This is a genomic window from Candidatus Schmidhempelia bombi str. Bimp (assembly GCF_000471645.3).
GTDB lineage: Bacteria > Pseudomonadota > Gammaproteobacteria > Enterobacterales > Orbaceae > Utexia > Utexia bombi.
On record NZ_AWGA01000066.1, the window covers coordinates 18,260 to 37,140 of the forward strand.

The following is an 18,881-nucleotide window of genomic DNA, read 5'->3' on the forward strand; positions in this document are numbered from 1 at the left end:
CCTATTTTGTAAACTTTTTAAGCATTGGGTATTAGCAGATAAATTAATGACCCTATGCCATTTAATATATTTTATGATTTTTGAGGTAAAAAAATGCAAGTTTCTGTAGAAACAACTCAAGGTTTAGGTCGCCGCTTAACGATAATAATCAAAGCTGAAGATATTAAAAATGCTGTGCATACAGAACTTGTAAATACAGCAAAAAAAGTACGTATTGATGGTTTCCGTAAAGGAAAAGTACCATTAAAAATCGTTGAACAGCGTTATGGTGCAACTATTTTACAAGATGCATTAAGTGATTTAATGCAGAAAAATTTCATTGACGCCATTATCAAAGAAAAAATTAATCCAGTTGGTGCACCAACTTATACGCCAAGTGAATATAAAGCTGATCAAGATTTCACTTATACGGTAGAATTCGAAGTGTATCCAACGATTGAAATCAAAGATATTGAACAAATCGAAGTAGAAAAACCAGTCGCTGAGATTGCTGATGCAGATGTCGAGGTAATGGTTGAAACCTTACGTAAACAGCAAGGTAGCTGGCAAGAAGTACAACGTGAAGCAAAAGAACAAGATCGTGTTGTTTTAGATTTCACGGGTACAGTGGATGGTGAAGAATTTGAAGGCGGGAAAGCAACTGACTTTGCTTTAGTTTTAGGTCAAGGTCGTATGATCCCAGGTTTTGAAGACGTTATCTTAGGTCATAAAGCAGGCGATAGCTTTGATATTGAGGTGACTTTCCCTGAAGATTACCATGCTGAAAACTTAAAAGGCAAACCAGCTAAATTTGCTTCTGTATTGAAAAAAGTTGAAGCATTAGAATTACCTGAATTAACAGAAGATGTTATCAAACGCTTTGGTATTGCTGATGGCACATTAGATTCACTTAAAGCAGAAGTCCGTCGTAATATGGAACGTGAATTAAAAGCCGCAATCCGTAGCCGTATTAAAAATCAAGTGATCGATGGTCTAGTTAAAACCAACGCTATTGATATCCCAACCGCAATGATTGATCGTGAAGTGGATGTATTACGTCAGCAAGCGATGAATCGTTTTGGCGGTAATGCTAAACAACCTATCGAATTACCGAAAGAGTTATTTGAAGCTGAAGCGAAAAAACGTGTTGCAGTTGGACTACTATTTGGTGAAATCATCGATAGTAATAAAATGACAGCCGATGATAAACGCATCAATGATTTAATCAAGGATATTGCTTCTGCTTATGAAGATCCAAAAGAAGTGATTGCTTATTACGAGAAAGATAAAAAAGCAATGGAAAATCTAAAAGCAGTTGCGCTTGAAGATCAAGTTGTTGATTTCTTACTTGAAAAAGCCAAAGTAACAGATAAAGCGAGTTCATTCTCTGAATTATTAAATCAGGCTCCAGCAGTATAATTCAGATTTAACTGTTTTATTCATTATTTATTATGATAATAGCCCAAATAAGATTCCCTCTTCTTTGGGCTGTTTTTCTTATTATCAGGAGGATATATGTCTCATTTTAATCATCATACCGATCTCAGTATGTCTGTTGTTCCAATGGTTGTAGAACAGAGTTCTCGTGGTGAACGTGCTTATGATATTTATTCACGTTTATTAAAAGAGCGGGTGATTTTTTTAAATGGTCAAGTTGAAGATAACATGGCTAATCTTATTGTTGCACAAATGTTATTTCTTGAGGCAGAAAACCCAGAAAAAGATATTTATCTTTACATTAATTCTCCTGGTGGGGTCATTACTTCTGGTATGTCGATTTATGATACCATGCAATTTATTAAGCCTGATGTCAGCACTATTTGTTTAGGCCAAGCTTGTTCGATGGGGGCATTTTTGCTCACAGCGGGGGCGAAAGGCAAACGTTTTTGCTTACCTAATGCCAGAGTGATGATTCACCAACCTTTAGGTGGGTATCAAGGACAAGCAACTGATATTCAAATTCATGCAGAAGAAATGTTAAAAGTGAAACGTCGCATGAATGAATTGATGGCACATCATACAGGAAAATCGATTAAAACTATTGAAAAAGATACTGATCGCGATAATTTTATGTCAGCTAAAGAAGCCATGGATTACGGTTTAATCGATGGTATTTTTACCAAACGTACTTAAATTGTTTTATTCATTAATAAATTATGTAAAATAATGGTTTTTATGTGAAAAGTCTTGAAATTAAATCATATATTAACATATAAATAATAAGGCTTTAGGTGTTTCTCATAGCAAATTTGGTTAATTTCAACTTAAGCCTATCGTAAGCAAAACGAGTATTGCTATGAGAATTAATCAACAAATTTAGGTGATTTAAGTGAATAATGAAAATGTAGGTAAAATGCTCTATTGCACATTTTGTGGTAAAAATCAGGATGAAGTAAAGTTAATTGCTGGACCATCTTCGATTTATATTTGTAATGAATGCATTAGTTTATGCAATGACGTTTTGAAAGAAGAAAATATCGGTTTTACTGAAAATGGTGAATTTGATAAAAGTACTTTACCTACACCTCACCAGATTCGAAAACATCTTGATCAGTATGTTATCGGCCAAGATCGGGCGAAGAAAGTATTAGCTGTTGCGGTATACAATCATTATAAACGTTTATATAGTGATAAAACGGTAAACGGGGTTGAATTAGGTAAAAGTAATATTTTATTAATTGGTCCAACTGGTAGCGGTAAAACTTTATTAGCGGAAACGTTAGCACGACGACTTGATGTCCCTTTTGCCATTGCTGATGCCACAACATTAACCGAAGCTGGCTATGTGGGTGAGGATGTTGAGAATATCGTGCAAAAACTACTACAAAATTGTGACTATGATGTAGAAAAAGCACAACGCGGAATCATTTATATCGATGAAATCGATAAAATATCACGTAAATCGGATAACCCATCAATTACACGCGATGTTTCCGGCGAAGGCGTACAACAAGCTCTATTAAAATTAATTGAAGGGACCGTTGCCGCGGTACCACCAAAGGGAGGACGCAAACACCCTCAGCAAGAATTTTTGCAAGTCGATACCTCAAAAATTCTGTTTATTTGTGGTGGTGCTTTTGCTGGTTTGGATAAGGTCATTAGCCAACGTGTAGCGACTAATACTGGAATTGGTTTTGGGGCTGAAGTGAAATCTGAAAAACAGAACGCATCAGAAAGTGACTTGTTAGCGCAAATTGAACCAGAAGATTTAATTAAATTTGGTCTAATTCCCGAGTTTATCGGTCGTTTGCCTGTGGTTGCTACATTATCTGAACTGGATGAAAAAGCACTTATTCAAATTCTTACTGAACCAAAAAATGCACTTACTAAACAATATCAGGCATTATTTAATTTAGAAAATACGGAATTAGAATTTTCTCAAGAGGCATTAGAGGCTATTGCCAAGAAAGCCATGAAACGAAAAACAGGCGCACGTGGTTTACGATCAATTGTAGAAAATATTTTACTTGATACAATGTACGACTTACCTTCGTTTGACGATGTCGCTAAGGTGGTAGTAACTAAAGACACGGTTGATGAGAATTTGCCACCTAACTTGATAAAAACTATAAAATTAGAAAATAACGCTGAAACTGAGCAATAAAATGGTGTTCAATCTTCATCATTGCCCCATCAATGTTGACCATCAGGCGAAGTGAATCGCCTGATGTATAATTCAATCATTATTAAATTTAATCGTTTACTGACTATTTTAGATATACTTATAAGCGTACAAATTGATACACTATATAGTAGGTATCGCTGTGATAGATATATAACCTAGTAAATATAGTAATCTAGCTTGAATAATTAATCTTTACCCTTATATAACTAAAATAACACGATTTACTATTTTAGAGAGAATATTATGAGTAATAAACATTCTAAACAGATGATTATACCAATCCTACCCTTACGAGATGTGGTAGTATTACCATATATGGTTATTCCTCTGTTTGTGGGAAGAAGTAAATCTATTCATTGTCTTGAGCATGCCGAAATAGACGGTAAGGTTTTTTTGCTCACTCAAAAAGATGCCAATAAAGATGATCCAGAAATGGATGATCTCTACACCATAGGTACGATTGCCAAAATTTTACAACTATTAAAATTACCAGATGGTACGATTAAGGTATTAGTTGAAGGTATTGAACGCGCACGTTTAATTGATATGCTACCTTATGAAAATGATGATTTTTATATGGCTAATATTGAGCCTTATCAAGAAGTAAGCAATGATGATGCTTTAAATCAAGCTTTAGTTCGTGTCGCCCAATCAAATTTTGAACATTATGCTAAGATGAGTAAAAAAGTTACTCAAGAAGTGATTGAAACGATTTTAGCTATCAAAAATCCATCGCAATTAGTGGATAGTATTGCCGCTGCCTTACCGCTTAAAGTTGAGCAAAAACAGCAATTATTAGCCTCCGCGGCGACTGAGCAACGTTTAGAATTATTACTTTCAATGTTAGAAGTAGAAATTGAGCTACTGGAAGTAGAAAAAAATATCCGTCAACGTGTTAAACAACAGATGGAAAAAGCGCAGAAAGAGTATTATCTTAATGAGCAAATTAAAGCGATTCATAAAGAATTGGGTGATTCTGAAAATCGTAGTGATGAGTTTGAAGAGTTACAAACCAAAATTACGGCAACTAAAATGCCTAAAGAGGCAAAAGAAAAAACCCTTTCTGAATTGAATAAATTAAAAATGATGCCGCCAATGTCAGCTGAAAGTACCGTAGTACGTGGCTATATCGATTGGATGTTACAGGTACCTTGGAGCAAAAAAAGCAAGATTAAAAAAGATTTACAACAGGCACAGCAAGTACTAGATAAAGACCATTATGGCTTAGAGCGCGTCAAAGACCGAATTTTAGAATATTTAGCTGTACAGAGTCGTGTGGATAAATTACGAGGACCGATTTTATGTTTAGTTGGACCGCCAGGGGTGGGGAAAACCTCGCTTGGGCAATCCATTGCCAAAGCAACAGGACGTAAATATGTACGTATGGCTTTAGGTGGAGTTCGTGATGAAGCGGAGATCCGTGGACATCGTCGTACTTATATTGGTTCTATGCCCGGTAAACTTATTCAACGCATGGCTAAGGTCGGTGTAAAAAACCCATTATTTTTACTGGATGAAATCGACAAAATGGCATCAGATATGCGTGGTGACCCAGCATCCGCATTGCTTGAGGTTCTAGATCCTGAGCAAAACCGTAGCTTTAACGATCATTATTTAGAAGTCGATTATGATTTATCGGAAGTGATGTTTATTGCTACAGCCAATTCAATGAATATTCCAGCACCATTATTGGATCGCATGGAGGTGATTCGTTTATCTGGTTATACCGAAGATGAAAAATTAAATATCGCTAAACAATATTTAGTATCGAAACAAATTGAACATAATGGGCTCAAATCAAATGAACTTGTGATTGATGACAGCGCTATTATTGATATTATTCGTTACTACACTCGCGAAGCGGGCGTACGTGGACTTGAGCGTGAGATAGCGAAAATTTGCCGTAAAGTGGTCAAACAATTAGCATTAAATAAACAGCTTAAAACGTTAGTGGTTGATCAGCATAATCTTAAGGAATTTCTTGGCATACAACGTTTTGATTACGGCAAAACAGATAATGAAAATCGTATTGGCCAAGTAAATGGTTTAGCGTGGACTGAAGTTGGTGGAGACTTACTTACTATCGAATCCGTCAGTGTTCCAGGTAAAGGTAAATTAAGTTATACTGGTTCACTTGGCGATATTATGAAAGAATCCATTCAAACGGCGATGACAGTTGTCCGTTCTCGTGCGGATAAACTAGGTATTAATGCTGATTTCCACGAAAAAAGAGATATTCATGTTCATGTTCCAGATGGTGCAACACCGAAAGATGGACCAAGTGCAGGGATTGGAATGTGCACATCGCTAGTTTCAACGTTGACGGGAAATCCAGTAAAAGCAGACGTTGCTATGACGGGTGAAATTACGTTACGTGGTGAGGTATTGCCGATTGGCGGATTAAAAGAGAAGCTTTTGGCAGCGCACCGTGGTGGGATTAAAACTGTAATTATTCCAATGGATAATAAAAAGGATTTGGAAGATATTCCTGATAATGTTAAAGCGGAAATCAAAATTTGTCCGGTAAAATGGATTGATGAAGTATTAAAGATTGCATTACAAGATAATCCTTATGGTATGGAACCCATTAAATTAAAAGAATCCAAATCGACTATCAAACGTCCGGCAAAAAAATTAAAAGAGTCGATGGTTATACCTGATTCAATTAATTAAAAAAAGACATATTTTTATTTATTCAGCTAATAGCACATCTTTACCGATGTGCTATACTTTTTTAAAACAATTAATAACGATAATAAATCATTCATATATCATTTTATGAACATTTATTTCATATGGAGAGTAGCTACTATATGATGGAAAAAATTCGTACTGCGGCAAATAACGTAGTGGTTAAAATTATTTTTGGCTTAATAATATTGTCTTTTATTTTTGCTGGTGTAGGTGGTATTTTCACGATGAACGCCAATACAGACAAACAATATATTGCTAAGGTTGATGGGGAAGGACTAAGTCGTATTGCATATGAGAATGCGGCGTTATCACAAATTCAGCAGTATCACTTAACTAGCGATCAACCCGAGTTGATTCAGTTAGTACGTCAAAATGTATTACAACAACAGATTCAAGATCACTTAGTTTACAAATATCTTGATAAACTTGATATTAAAGTAACCAATGAACAAGTAAAAAGTAATATTCGACGAAATCCTGCCTTTGCCAAAGATGGACGATTTAACAATGAATTGTTCTTAAATACCATTAAGCGACAAGGTTATCCATCGGCAGACATTTATGCAGAATATTTACGGCAACAAATGCGAATGCAACAACTATTTAGTGCCTTACAGTTAACTGACTTCGTATTACCTGTTGATGCTGATCTGGTTAAATTACACGATCAGCAACGAGTTGTTGCAACAGCAACTCTATCGGCTAAGGATTTGGGCATAGCCGATAAGTCATTTACTGATGAGGAACTTAAAGCTTATTATTTAGCTCATCCACAACAATTTACTACCAATACTGAACTCGTTAAACTTGATATTGTTCGTTTACCTCGTTCAGCGATCGAGGCAGGAATTAATATCACGGATGAGGACATTAACACTTATTATGAGCAACATAAAAAGAGTTATGTTACGCCACCTGAATTTGCCTATAGCTCAATTGAAACCGAAAATTTAGCAGATGCTGAAGCGATTTATCAACAATTAGTTTCTGGTGCAGACTTTGCTGAATTAGCGGCTGAAAAAGGTCTATATCCTATGCAGCGTAATACGAAAGGCGTGCTTGGCTGGTTTAGTGCTGAATCCTTACCTGAATCACTTAAAGCTGCGAATTTAACGGATATTGGACAATTTTCAAAACCGCTAAAACAAGAAAATGGTCATTATTTAATTGTAAAACTAGATGATCAACATGAACAACAAACAGCAGCGTTAGAATCAATTAAAGATGTAGTGAAAAATGATTTACTACAAAGCATGATTGATCAACAGATACAAGATAAAGAAAAACAAATACACCAATTTGTTGAGCAAGGTCTATCATTATCTGATATTGCAGGCAAACTAAATCGTCAAGTTGAACAAACGACTTGGATCAATCAGCATACGGCGCCATTAACCTATTCAGCGGTGGGTGAAATCGTCATGCAACAACTAGATGAAGATAGTACGAATCGTACGCATATTTTAGGTCCTGTTTATGCTGATGAAAATCAGGAAATATATGCAGTGCAAATTATGGATTATCGACCAATTGGATTAGCAACGTTTGAATCAGTCAAATTGGACATTTTAGCTATATTACAAAAACAAGATCGTGATGAACGTTTCCGTACTGCTACTGAGCAACTCATGACAAAATTAAGTTCACAAGATGCGGAAACGAAGGCTAAATTGACTTTTACTGAAGCTCAGCTTATCACGCGTCAGGATACGTCTTTAGATAAGGATGTGATAAAAACAGCCTTTAATTTAGTGCCGTCTGTGGATAATAAACCGGTGTATGGTATTACTTATCTACCACAAGAACGTGCGGTGATTACTCAGTTAACTCAGGTAAAAGAGGCAACAGAAGTACGTAATATGGATGATAATATGTTGGAACCGTTAATTGCGAGCTCCTCAAAAGCCATTGTCACTACGTTAACATCACAAGCTAAAATAGAATTAATGCCAACGGAATAAATGTGATATTTATCGTATTTATTGCTACAGCAATGCAATGATAAAAAGCCACTTTAGTGGCTTTTCTATTGTTTAACGATATCTCATATCATTTCATAACCTATACTGGCAAAGTATCAAACCTCATTAGGTATGATAACAAGGAGTCAGTAAAGATGAAAAATAACAAAACATTACACTTATTAGTCACGGCTATCTACTGTTGCATGCTACTATCATCAACATCAATGGCAGCAAATGTACCCGTTGAAATGGAACAGGTACAAACAACCGAAACTAAGATCAATATTAATACAGCGACGGCGGAAGAGTTAGCCGCTAAATTAAATGGTATTGGTTTAAATAAAGCAAAATTAATTGTTGAGTATCGCGAAAAATATGGCAATTTTGTAGCAATTGAACAATTAAAAGAAGTGAAAGGGATAGGACAAACTATTCTAGATAAAAATTTAGCTATTTTAACGTTATAATATCAAATGATCATTGAGCCAATGAGAATTGGCTCAAGTCTTTGATTATCTCATGATATACTTTGAAGTAAATTATTAAGTAAGGTTTATATAATATGGCGGCATGGAATATTGCGGTGGTCGGTGCAACAGGCGCTGTAGGTAGTAATATTATTCAATTATTAGAAGAACGTCAGTTCCCAGTCTCGGAGCTGTTTGTCTTTGCAACAGAAGATCATTTAGGCGAATCAATTCGTTTTAATGGTAAAAGTATTAAAGTACAGGCATTAGCTAATTTTGACTGGTCACAGGTTAATATCGCTTTCTTTACGGCAGGAGCAGCGGTATCAGAATTATATGCTTACCAAGCAGCGGATATGGGGTGTGTTGTGATTGACACCAGTGATTATTTTACCCGTTCGCCAGAAGTGCCATTAATTGTGCCAAAGGTCAATGATAAAGATCTCGTTGATTATCGCAATAACAATATTATTGCTATTGCCAATCCAGTGGTAAGTCAACTATTAAGAACCGTAACAGCAGTTTCTGATGTAGAAAATATTTTGCAGATACATGTAAATAGTTATTTACCCGCTTCATTTTACGGCAAAAAGGCGATTGATTCGTTAGCAGGGCAGAGTGCACGCTTATTAAATGGCTTAGCCATTGAAGATAAACAATTAGCCTTTAATTTACAGCCAGTTATTAACAATAGCACCATGTTGTTATCAGAAGAACAGCTATTACAACAGTGCCGTCGAGTGTTAGGCCATTATCAATTACCGATCGCATTTGATTTTATTGATGTACCTGTTTTCTATGGCTTATCGCAGTCCATCAATGTATCGTTAAATTATCCTATTGATTTAGCACAATTACCTACTCATTTAGCGCAATCATCAGATATTGAATTTGGCGATAACCCAGTTCCAACGCCTGTTCAACCTCAAGAAACAGCATTAAAATTAAAAATAGGTAATCTTCGTTATGCTTATGGTATGCCTGAAGTGTTACAGTTATGGGCAGTAAGCGATAATGTACGCTATTTAGGAAGTTTAATGGCGATTGAAACAGCCGAATGTTTAATTGAAAATTATCTATAGGTTGCACATGGTGAAAATCGCATTAGGGATTGAATATGATGGCAGCGAATATTACGGTTGGCAGCGTCAACAAACCGTTCCCTCTATACAAGAAAATTTAGAAAATGCGCTAAGTAAAGTTGCTAACCAGCCAATAACTGTTTTCTGTGCAGGTCGAACTGATGCGGGTGTACATGCGACAGGCCAAGTTGTTCATTTTGAAACCTCAGCGATAAGAAACGACGTCGCTTGGACGATGGGAGTTAATGCCAATTTACCGAAAAATATTGCGGTTCGTTGGGCCAAGTCTATTGATGATGATTTTCATGCTCGCTTTAGCGCCTTAGCAAGACGTTATCGTTATATAATTTATAATCATAAATATCGTCCAGCGATTTTAGGCTCAGGCGTTTCACATTATCATCTGCCATTAGATGCACAAAAAATGCACCGAGCAGCTCAATTTTTATTAGGTGAAAATGATTTCAGTGCTTTTCGCGCAGCGCAATGCCAGTCTAAAACGCCATGGCGAAATATACATCATGTGTCAGTCCGTCGTTTAAACCATTATATTGTCGTTGACATAAAAGCCAATGCATTTGTACATCACATGGTACGCAATATTGTTGGCAGTTTAATCGAAGTGGGTAATGGCCATCAAGTGGAAACGTGGATAGCTGAATTACTAGCCAAAAAAGATAGAACATTGGCCGCTGCCACCGCTAAAGCAGAAGGACTTTATTTAGTTCAAGTGGATTATCCCGAACACTATCAGCTACCTAAGGTTGATATTGGTCCGTTATTTCTTATTTAGGCGTAATGGTCATGTTTATTGGTAAGTAGTAAAGTAAAATTTGTTTGACTAAACATGAAAAACTATTGTTAAGTATTGTTGGAAAATAATATACAATACGAAATATCAACACAAAGAGAAAAAGGTTACTATGAGTTGGATTGAAAAGATTTTAAATAAAAGTACCATCACTGGTGATCACAAAGCCAATATTCCAGGTGGAGTATGGACGAAATGTGACAGTTGTGGTCAGTTTATTTATCGTGCTGAACTGGAACGTAATTTGGATGTTTGTCCAAAATGCGATCATCATATGAGAATTTCTGCTCGTGTTCGCTTATACCGTTTCCTTGATGAAGGTTCGGATATTGAACTAGGCACAGACTTACAACCAAAAGATGTTTTAAAATTCAAAGATTCTAAAAAATATAAAGATCGTTTAACCGCAGCACAAAAAGCAACGGGTGAACGTGATGCTATGGTCGCAATGAAAGGGACATTACATGGGTTACCTGTGGTTGCTGTAGCATTTGAATTTGAGTTTATGGGTGGTTCAATGGGCACCGTTGTTGGTGAAATGTTTGCCCGCGCTGCTGAACAGGCTATCGAAGATAATTGTCCATTAGTTTGCTTTTCCGCAAGCGGGGGCGCGCGTATGCAAGAAGCGCTCTATTCGCTAATGCAAATGGCTAAAACCAGCGCAGTTTTGGCAAAAATGCAAGATGCAGGTTTACCTTACATTTCGGTACTTACCGATCCAACTATGGGCGGTGTATCGGCGAGTTTAGCCATGTTAGGGGATCTTAACATCGCTGAACCTAAAGCATTGATTGGTTTTGCTGGACCGCGTGTTATTGAACAAACTGTTCGTGAAAAATTACCAGAAGGATTCCAACGCAGTGAATTTTTATTAGAAAAAGGGGCAATTGATATGATTGTACATCGTAAAGATTTACGCCCGCGTATTGCGAGTCTTCTAGCTAAATTAATGCAGCAACCTAATCCACTTATGCGATCGCAAGGTGGTGTCACTGAAAGTATGTAATAAAATTACAGATTAACCCTAATGGATGATAAATTACAAGATAAACCAAATGCCATGTCGACACTTTCAACATGGCTTTGTTATTTAGAGCATTTACACAATCGACCAATTGAATTGGGATTATCCCGTATCCAAAAAGTCGCTAAAAAATTAGATGTAGAAAAACCTGCGCCTTATGTGATTACGGTTGCTGGTACTAATGGTAAAGGCACCACTTGTCGCATGCTAGAAATGATACTATTAGCTGCCAATTATCGCGTTGGTGTATATAGTTCCCCCCATCTTATTCATTATACAGAACGCATAAGAATTAATAATCAACATCTACCTGATGCAACACATGTCGCCGCGTTTGATTTAATTGAGCAAGCTCGCGGTGATATATCACTCACCTACTTTGAGTTTAGCACCTTAGCGGCATTGTTGGCATTTAAACAGTCACAAGTTGAGGTAATAATTCTTGAAGTTGGTCTAGGCGGGCGCCTTGATGCTACGAATGTGGTTGATTCAGATATGGCGGTGATAACCTCTATCGCTTTAGATCATACGGATTGGTTGGGTGATACACGCCAAAGTATTGGTCGAGAAAAAGCCGGCATTTTTAGAGCACACCATCCAGCGATTATCGGTGAACCTGATATGCCACAATCAATAGTCGATTATGCGCAGTCATTGCAAGTCAATTTACTGTCTTGTAAACCAAATAAACACGCCAGTTGGTCCTATTCGGTCTCGGAAGATAGCTGGTGTTTTCAATCTGAACACCTAGTATTAGATCATTTACCGTTGCCTCATATTCCATTAGCTAATGCTGCGACAGCTATAGCGACGCTGGTTTATTCCTCATTAACGATCACTGATGAAGCGATTAAAACAGGTATTTCTCATGCTACACTGCCGGGACGTATGCAAAAGGTCATGAGTGAACCTTTAGTTATATTAGATGTCGCACACAATCCTCATGCGGCTAAATATTTAGCGGCGCAGCTTACCCAATTACGTGCTAAACAGTCTCAACATGGCGCAGTTCGTTTTGTGATTGGAATGTTACGGGATAAGGATATTGCATCGACATTACACTGTTTATCGGCTGATTATTGGTACTGTGGCTCATTATATGGCGAACGGGGTACTTCTGCGACAACATTAGCTCAATATCTGCCTAAACAAACAACCAAAACCTTTACATCGGTAGCTGAGGCTTGGCAGTGCGCATTAGCTGAGGCCAGTAAGGACGATATTATTATTGTATGTGGTTCTTTTCATACGGTAGCCGAAGTAATGGAAACAATAAAAGAATGAATAATCATATCCGGAATAGATTAATTGGAATACTATGTATACTATTAATGATAGCTATTGCTTTTCCATATATCATTAGAGAAAATGCATTTAAACCTAATCCAACGATTTCTTTAATGACAAAATCAGAGACGGACGATTATCACGATTTCATTCTTAATTCAGCGAAAACTCAGGGTTATTCGCCTAATTTAGAATCGGGGTATGTGCCACCGCCAATGACAGCGCCACAATATAGTGATACAAATAGAAATAAAGAGGCTGCCTCTCATAACAATATATCAATGGCAAGCGCACAAAATAGTGGGGATAAGCTTTATTATATTCAATTGGCTGCGTTAAAAAATAAACAAAAAATTGAGGAGCTAATCGCTTTATTAAGATTACATAATTATGATGTACTGATTGATACGCAAACTAAAGGAAATGAACAACTTTATCGTCTTTTAGTTGGACCGTATTCGTCTAAAGAACAAACAGAGTTAGCCGTTTTGGATTTAAAAAATTTAACCAAATTGGATGGTTTTATTCTTTCTCGTTAAATATTTGGATATAAAATATGATGTTAATGTTAAATGAAATTGATTTTGCCATTATTGGTATCATACTATTTTCTCTAATAGTAAGTATTATTCGTGGTTTTGTTCGTGAAGTATTATCGTTAACAAGTTGGTTTTGTGCCTTTTATGTTACGAGCCATTTTTATTCTTATATTACTCGTTATCTGACTTATTTTAATGATCCTTTTGTGCGTAGGGCGGCGGCAATAGCCATTTTATTTTTGCTAACTTTAATTATTTGTTCATTTATAAGCTATATGATCAGTCTATTAGTGCTTAAAACGGGGTTAAGTGGCACCGATAGAGTGCTTGGAAGTTGTTTTGGTGTAGCCAGAGGAATATTGATTGTTGCGGCGATATTATTTTTTACCGACACTTTTACATCGATGTCAAAAAGTCAACTATGGAAGCAATCGGTACTGATTCCTCATTTTAATTATATTATTCGTTGGTTTTTTGATTTTTTACAAAATTCGTCTGCATTTTTGAGGTAGGGTGTTCATTTTCAGGGTAGTAATTTTATGTTGAGGTGACTTTATGTGTGGTATTGTTGGTATGGTCAGTTTTAGTCCCGTGAATCAATCGATTTATGATGCATTATCAGTACTACAGCACCGAGGACAAGATGCGGCAGGGATAATAACCATTGATAGTAATAACCACTTTAGATTACGTAAAGCTAATGGTTTAGTTAATGAAGTTTTTCAAGCCCATCATATGCAACGTTTAGAAGGCAATGTGGGGATAGGGCATATTCGTTACCCAACCGCTGGAAGTTCAAGTGTATCCGAAGCACAACCATTTTACGTCAATTCACCTTATGGTATTGCGCTAGCTCATAATGGTAATTTAACTAATGCGGAAGCGCTACGACAGAAAATCTTTGAGCAAGGTAAGCGCCATGTTAATACACATTCAGATTCAGAAATATTACTCAATATTTTAGCCATTGAATTGGCAAATTTTCCTGACTATCCACTGTCTGCAGCAAATATTTTTTCTGCTATAGCTGCGGTACATAAAGTTATTCATGGTGCTTATGCTTGTGTTGCTATGATTATTGGTCATGGATTAATTGCCTTTCGCGATCCAAATGGCATACGTCCTTTAGTCTTAGGTAAAAGGGAAACGGTTGATCACCGTACCGAATATATGTTTGCATCTGAAAGCGTCGCGTTAGATAGTTTAGATTATACTTTTGTGCGTGATGTTGAGCCGGGTGAAGCGATTTATATTACTCAAGATGGCGAGTTTTTCTCTCAGCAATGTGCTGATAATCCTAAATTATGCCCATGTATTTTTGAATACGTCTATTTTGCCAGACCAGATTCATTGATTAATGGTATTTCAGTTTATCAAGCACGAATTCATATGGGACAAATGCTTGGCAAGAAAATTGCCCGCGAATGGCGCGATCTCGATATTGATGTAGTGATTCCGATCCCTGAAACATCCTGTGATGCAGCACTGGAAATTGCCCGTATTTTAAATAAACCTTATCGTCAGGGTTTTGTCAAAAATCGCTATATTGGACGAACGTTTATTATGCCTGGTCAGACGGTGCGTCGTCGTTCAGTTCGCCGTAAATTAAATGCGAATAATATTGAATTTGAAGGGAAAAATGTGTTACTCGTTGATGACTCAATAGTCAGAGGCACGACGTCAAAAGAAATATTAGAGATGGTTCGGTCTGTTGGCGCAAAAAAGATCTATTTGGCCTCGGCAGCACCCGAAATACGTTATCCAAATGTTTATGGCATTGATATGCCATCAGCGGATGAATTAATTGCCCATGATCGTAATGTGGATGAAATCGCTCAATTTATTGGTGCCGATGCAGTTATTTTTCAAGATTTATCCGATTTAATCGCTGCTGTGCAAATGAGTAATCCAACCATAACACAATTTGAATGTTCTGTTTTTGATGGACAATATATTACGCATGACATCGATCCACCTTATTTGGCCTCATTAGAAAGATTACGCAGTCATAACCGCAAACAGACCTCAACCTCTGCTTTAGCGCCTTCTCCAGAATTTGAGAATCTGGGAATTTATAATAATGAATAAGTTTAAAAAAATAGAATTAAGTCACATGAGGTAAATTTTGGTTAACCGTATTATCGTTGGTGTCACTGGGGCAAGTGGTGGTATTTATGCAGTTAGATTACTTGCATTATTAAAACAGATAGCTGAAATTGAAACGCATTTGGTCATGACCGATTCTGCTGTGCGTTCTTTAGAAATTGAAACACAATTGCCCCTAGAAGAGCTTAAGGCAATGGCGGATATAAACTATGATATTAACGATATTGCGGCAGCGATCGCTTCAGGTTCATTTAATACCGCAGGCATGATTATTGCGCCATGCTCTATGAAAACATTGTCTGGTATTGCTAATAGTTATAGTGATAATTTACTTACGCGCGCTGCTGATGTGACGCTTAAAGAGCGACGTCCTTTAGTCCTTAGCGTCAGAGAAACCCCTTTACATTTAGGCCATCTTCGTTTAATGACAACTGCATGTGAGCTAGGGGCAATTATTATGCCACCGCTTAATGCATTTTATCACAAGCCAAACTCAATTGACGCATTAGTCGATAATACAGTTCGCCGTATGGTACAGCAACTCCGCCTTAATATTGATATACCCGACTATCAGCAGTGGCTAGGTCCCGAATGATGATTATCGTTAATGACCTATCATTATTACTTTCCCAGTTTATTGTCTAATTAGTAACGAACGAAGTCGACGACTATAATGAGTTTGATAAAGCGACGGCAATACGTCATTTTTGTTTAACTTAAACTAAAATAAAAGGGGAATGATTGACGTCTAGCAAATGGTTAGAATAAAACGCGAGTGATGGGTGCATCATAAATCCATTCTTTTTTCTATTTCACTAGATCAAAACATTATAGTAAAGAAAACGGTTTATTGTGTTTTTTTATAAGTAAAATCCCATATTGATTTAACTTATGTTATGCTAAAACCAACAGTTTACAATAAGGATAATGTTTAAATGAAGGATCCATTTTTTGAGCGCGAGGCGGAAAAATATGACACGCCGATCGCCAGTCGAGAACTTATTCTCACTTATTTAAAAGAAATCGATAAACCAGCTAGTTTAGATACCATTGCTAAAGCAATGAACCTATACACTGAAGAAAAACAAACCATTTTACACCGCCGCTTAAGAGCGATGGAACGTGATGGCCAAGTGGTATTTACGCGACGTAAATGTTATGCGTTACCTGAAAAATTAGCGATGGTAAAAGGTCAGGTACTTGGGCATCGTGATGGTTACGGCTTTTTACGAGTCGAAGGTGAAAAAGACGATTACTATTTACCACCAGATCAATTTAAGTTAGTACTACATGGCGATACCGTACTTGCTCAGCCATTATCAAATAAATACCGCGGCAAAAGAGAAGTACGAATTGTTCGAATTCTTGAACCAAGAAACCATTTTATTGTTGGACGTTATTTTATCGAACAAGGTATTGGTTTTGTTGTGCCCGATGATAGTCGTTTAAGTTTTGATATTCTGGTTGCTGAAAAAACAGATAAAACGGTGCGTATGGGTTCTGTGGTGGTCGTTGAACTATTAAGACGTCCAGAAAAGCGGATTAAAGCGCTTGGGCGTATTGTTGAAATCCTCGGTGAAAAAATGGAAACCGATTTAGCCATTGAGATGGCGATTCGTAACCATGATCTTAATCACACTTTTCCTGAAGCGGTTATCCAACAGACAGCACATTTTAAAGAAGATGTCCCAGAGAAAGCCAAAGCAGATCGGATTGATTTACGACATCTCCCATTGGTGACCATTGATGGTGAAGATGCCAGAGATTTTGATGATGCCGTCTATTGTGAGAAGAAGCGTGGCGGAGGCTGGCGGTTATGGGTGGCGATTGCCGATGTAAGCTATTATGTTAGACCAGGCACACCCTTAGATAAAGAAGCATTAGCACGTAGTACATCCGTTTATTTCCCTTCTCGGGTTATTCCAATGCTACCAGAAGTTCTATCTAATGGACTGTGTTCGTTAAATCCTCAAGTTGATCGCCTATGCATGGTGTGTGAAATGACTATTTCAGCTCGAGGGGCGTTAACGGGGTATAAATTCTATGAGGCGGTCATGAATTCGCATGCTCGTTTAACTTATACCAAAGTACATAAAATCTTAACGGGCGATCAAACTCTACGAGAACAGTATCAATCGTTAGTGCCGCATTTAGAAACTTTATACGCACTCTTTAATGTGCTCGATGAAAGTCGTCAGTTACGAGGCGCGATTGGTTTTGATTCGCCTGAACCTAAATTTATTTTTAATGCCGATAAACGTATTGAACGCGTAGACGTTGCTGAACGCAATGAGGCACATAAAATGATTGAAGAGTGCATGATTATGGCTAATGTTGCTGCCGCCAAATTTGTTGAAAAGGCGCAAATTCCTTCATTATATCGTGTACATGATGAACCCGATCAAGATCGAATTAATAATTTGCGAGCGATTCTCAATGAGTTAGGATTAACGTTAATGGGCGGTGATAAACCTGAACCGCACGATATCGCGACCTTAATGTCAGAGGTTGCTGAGCGCCCAGATCATGAGATGATTCAAACGCTTATACTGCGTTCCATGAAACAAGCAATCTATGATCCAGAAAATCGCGGTCATTTTGGCTTGGCTTTGCACGAATATGCTCATTTTACCTCGCCAATCCGCCGCTATCCTGATTTGCTGTTACATCGCTCAATTAAGTGGCTGATAGCGCAACAAGCACCACAGCAAGATAATTCGGGTGGTTATCGATATAATCTTGAAGAAATGTTATTTTTTGGTCAGCAATGTTCAATGGCTGAACGTCGCGCAGATGAAGCGGTGCGTGATGTGGTTGACTGGTTAAAATCAGATTTTATGCAAGATCATGTTGGCGAAGTGTATCAAGGTATTATTTCTAGCCTGACCAACTTTGGTTTTTTTGTCCGTCTTGATGAGTTGTATATTGATGGATTAGTCCATGTTTCATCATTAGAAAATGATTATTATTTCTATGATGCGGCACGTCAGCGTTTAGTTGGTGAAGCTTCTGGGTATATTTATCGTTTAGGGGATAAAGTGACGGTAAAAGTCGAGGCCGTCAATTTAGAAGAACATAAAATTGACTTCTCATTAATGAGTAGTGAAAGAAAACCGCAACGTGCGGGAAAAACCGCTAAAGACCGCACACGCGTAAAAGCAAAGGTAGCCAAAGGGGAGAGGAAAGATAACCCAAGTGGTCGGCGGGTTAGTCGTGATAAAACTAAACCTAAGACAAAAGGTAAAGTATCATCAAGTAAGCGACGAAAAACTAAGTTAACGAACAAAAGTATCAAAAAGTAGA

General features: G+C 37.3%; 15 protein-coding genes. All 15 read left to right on the plus strand.

Annotation, left to right across the window (positions count from 1 at the left end):
• The first annotated feature begins 93 nt into the window (after positions 1 to 93).
• The 15 genes from tig (at position 94) to rnr (ending at position 18,880) form a co-directional block, all read left to right on the plus strand.
• Entirely contained in the window at positions 94 to 1,398 is a 1,305-nt protein-coding gene (gene tig / locus O970_RS07200) for a trigger factor (RefSeq protein WP_024496443.1), read from the plus strand.
• Positions 1,399 to 1,494: 96 nt separating this feature from the next.
• Entirely contained in the window at positions 1,495 to 2,112 is a 618-nt protein-coding gene (gene clpP / locus O970_RS07205) for an ATP-dependent Clp endopeptidase proteolytic subunit ClpP (RefSeq protein ID WP_036562982.1), read from the plus strand.
• Between the two features lie 220 nt (positions 2,113 to 2,332).
• The gene (clpX, locus tag O970_RS07210) at positions 2,333 to 3,583 is read left to right on the plus strand and encodes an ATP-dependent protease ATP-binding subunit ClpX (protein WP_036562993.1); all 1,251 of its coding nucleotides are present in this window, start codon (positions 2,333 to 2,335) and stop codon (positions 3,581 to 3,583) included.
• Positions 3,584 to 3,847: 264 nt separating this feature from the next.
• A complete protein-coding gene (lon, locus tag O970_RS07215; protein ID WP_024496446.1) occupies positions 3,848 to 6,277 on the plus strand; it encodes an endopeptidase La in 2,430 nt (809 codons plus the stop codon).
• A 140-nt stretch (positions 6,278 to 6,417) separates the two neighbouring features.
• Positions 6,418 to 8,259: a SurA N-terminal domain-containing protein gene (locus O970_RS07220; RefSeq protein WP_024496447.1), complete on the plus strand. Its 1,842-nt coding sequence runs from the start codon at positions 6,418 to 6,420 to the stop codon at positions 8,257 to 8,259.
• A 155-nt stretch (positions 8,260 to 8,414) separates the two neighbouring features.
• Positions 8,415 to 8,729 carry a ComEA family DNA-binding protein gene (locus tag O970_RS07225; RefSeq protein WP_024496448.1) on the plus strand — a complete coding sequence of 105 codons (315 nt, stop codon included), beginning with the start codon at positions 8,415 to 8,417 and terminating at the stop codon, positions 8,727 to 8,729.
• A gap of 95 nt (positions 8,730 to 8,824) precedes the next feature.
• A complete protein-coding gene (locus O970_RS07230) occupies positions 8,825 to 9,811 on the plus strand; it encodes an aspartate-semialdehyde dehydrogenase (protein WP_024496449.1) in 987 nt (328 codons plus the stop codon).
• Between the two features lie 7 nt (positions 9,812 to 9,818).
• Entirely contained in the window at positions 9,819 to 10,604 is a 786-nt protein-coding gene (gene truA, locus O970_RS07235; protein WP_024496450.1) for a tRNA pseudouridine(38-40) synthase TruA, read from the plus strand.
• Positions 10,605 to 10,734: 130 nt separating this feature from the next.
• Positions 10,735 to 11,628 carry an acetyl-CoA carboxylase, carboxyltransferase subunit beta gene (accD, locus tag O970_RS07240; RefSeq protein ID WP_024496451.1) on the plus strand — a complete coding sequence of 298 codons (894 nt, stop codon included), beginning with the start codon at positions 10,735 to 10,737 and terminating at the stop codon, positions 11,626 to 11,628.
• 21 nt (positions 11,629 to 11,649) lie between these two features.
• Positions 11,650 to 12,930, plus strand: coding sequence for a bifunctional tetrahydrofolate synthase/dihydrofolate synthase (gene folC / locus O970_RS07245; RefSeq protein ID WP_024496452.1), 1,281 nt, complete (start codon positions 11,650 to 11,652; stop codon positions 12,928 to 12,930).
• A complete protein-coding gene (locus O970_RS07250) occupies positions 12,927 to 13,472 on the plus strand; it encodes an SPOR domain-containing protein (RefSeq protein WP_024496453.1) in 546 nt (181 codons plus the stop codon). The genes folC and O970_RS07250 overlap by 4 nt, the downstream gene beginning before the upstream one ends.
• Before the next feature lie 26 nt (positions 13,473 to 13,498).
• Entirely contained in the window at positions 13,499 to 13,984 is a 486-nt protein-coding gene (locus tag O970_RS07255; protein WP_036563007.1) for a CvpA family protein, read from the plus strand.
• A gap of 43 nt (positions 13,985 to 14,027) precedes the next feature.
• A complete protein-coding gene (gene purF / locus O970_RS07260; protein WP_024496455.1) occupies positions 14,028 to 15,560 on the plus strand; it encodes an amidophosphoribosyltransferase in 1,533 nt (510 codons plus the stop codon).
• 37 nt (positions 15,561 to 15,597) lie between these two features.
• Positions 15,598 to 16,173: a UbiX family flavin prenyltransferase gene (locus O970_RS07265; RefSeq protein ID WP_024496456.1), complete on the plus strand. Its 576-nt coding sequence runs from the start codon at positions 15,598 to 15,600 to the stop codon at positions 16,171 to 16,173.
• A gap of 340 nt (positions 16,174 to 16,513) precedes the next feature.
• Positions 16,514 to 18,880, plus strand: a complete 2,367-nt coding sequence (gene rnr, locus O970_RS07270; protein ID WP_024496457.1) for a ribonuclease R — start codon at positions 16,514 to 16,516, stop codon at positions 18,878 to 18,880.
• The last annotated feature ends 1 nt before the right edge of the window (position 18,881 follow it).

Coding starts and splice junctions, on each gene's coding strand:
- tig (WP_024496443.1), top strand. CDS start 94: ATGCAAGTTTCTGTAGAAACAACTCAAGGTTTAGGTCGCCGCTTAACG.
- clpP (WP_036562982.1), top strand. CDS start 1,495: ATGTCTCATTTTAATCATCATACCGATCTCAGTATGTCTGTTGTTCCA.
- clpX (WP_036562993.1), top strand. CDS start 2,333: ATGCTCTATTGCACATTTTGTGGTAAAAATCAGGATGAAGTAAAGTTA.
- lon (WP_024496446.1), top strand. CDS start 3,848: ATGAGTAATAAACATTCTAAACAGATGATTATACCAATCCTACCCTTA.
- O970_RS07220 (WP_024496447.1), top strand. CDS start 6,418: ATGATGGAAAAAATTCGTACTGCGGCAAATAACGTAGTGGTTAAAATT.
- O970_RS07225 (WP_024496448.1), top strand. CDS start 8,415: ATGAAAAATAACAAAACATTACACTTATTAGTCACGGCTATCTACTGT.
- O970_RS07230 (WP_024496449.1), top strand. CDS start 8,825: ATGGCGGCATGGAATATTGCGGTGGTCGGTGCAACAGGCGCTGTAGGT.
- truA (WP_024496450.1), top strand. CDS start 9,819: ATGGTGAAAATCGCATTAGGGATTGAATATGATGGCAGCGAATATTAC.
- accD (WP_024496451.1), top strand. CDS start 10,735: ATGAGTTGGATTGAAAAGATTTTAAATAAAAGTACCATCACTGGTGAT.
- folC (WP_024496452.1), top strand. CDS start 11,650: ATGGATGATAAATTACAAGATAAACCAAATGCCATGTCGACACTTTCA.
- O970_RS07250 (WP_024496453.1), top strand. CDS start 12,927: ATGAATAATCATATCCGGAATAGATTAATTGGAATACTATGTATACTA.
- O970_RS07255 (WP_036563007.1), top strand. CDS start 13,499: ATGTTAAATGAAATTGATTTTGCCATTATTGGTATCATACTATTTTCT.
- purF (WP_024496455.1), top strand. CDS start 14,028: ATGTGTGGTATTGTTGGTATGGTCAGTTTTAGTCCCGTGAATCAATCG.
- rnr (WP_024496457.1), top strand. CDS start 16,514: ATGAAGGATCCATTTTTTGAGCGCGAGGCGGAAAAATATGACACGCCG.